Here is a 929-nt window from a genome sequence, read left to right as displayed (position 1 = left end):
CCTCCTCATTCCTCTCAAAAAGATGCCTCGATAAGTCGCCGCTGTCACGTGGTTTCTCGCTTAGCTAAAGACGGATAGTACGATCAGGTTCAGTACGATTCCAGCAAGGGATCGGTCAAGATGATCACTCGCGGTGCGGCGCTCGAATACGGCGATGCGGGAATCCGAATCAACGGCGTCGCGCCCGGCCAGATCGCGACCGAGTTTACCGAGGGGTGGGCCGAGCAAGCCACCGAGCTGGCCGCAGCGGACGACCTACTCAAACCTGTTCCCTTAGGCCGAGCCGGCACCACCGAGGACGTTGCGGGTGCGTATCTCTTCTTAGCGAGTGACGACGCAGCGTATGTCACGGGAGAACTGATCAACGTTGACGGCGGCTGGCAGATCTGTTGAGGATCAATCTCGACACCGTACAAAATTGCCCCTCGAACTCGAATACCGATCGAGAACTCGAAAGGTGCAGTGTCGAACGGAGTCGGAAAACCGCTCGCGATTCGGTGCACCAAGCCGATCTTATCGCTGTTGGGGGTTTGAGACAGCGTAAGTCGCGCTCGACGAGGTGTAATCTGTGGGTATTGGCGGTACGCAACGGTCAATCCAGCAACGAATCGGTTTCTGCACGTTCGGCTGTTTTCAACGTGACGACCGGTCTCACCGAGATAGTTCTTGCGGAGTTTATGGAGACCCACGACGCCGAAGATGCTCTGTTACTCGTTGAGTCAGCCCCGCGATCGAAACCCCCACTCTCCTGCCACGGGCTCGAGTTTCGGTACGGACGAGATAGTGATTGAGACTCCATCGAACGTGTCTACGAGCGGGACACACCGAACCGCTTCGTTTTCAAATCGTTCAGAGGGTGCCACAGAAAACTTGACACGGTCAGTGTTAACAAGCAACTCTACTAACTTCTACAGTAAATCTGAGGTGAG

At 55.5% G+C, this 929-nt stretch carries 1 pseudogene; it reads left to right on the top strand.

The annotated features are described in order from the left end of the window. Nucleotides 1-78: 78 nt before the first annotated feature. Nucleotides 79-393, top strand: a pseudogene (locus FYC77_RS20000) (SDR family NAD(P)-dependent oxidoreductase); the annotation flags it as partial. Between the last annotated feature and the right edge of the window lie 536 nt (nt 394-929).

It is taken from the genome of Natrialba swarupiae, from assembly GCF_008245225.1.
GTDB classification, from domain to species: Archaea; Halobacteriota; Halobacteria; order Halobacteriales; family Natrialbaceae; genus Natrarchaeobius; species Natrarchaeobius swarupiae.
The sequence above is the reverse complement of the archived record's forward strand: the minus strand, read 5'-3'. Positions and strand labels throughout refer to the sequence as shown.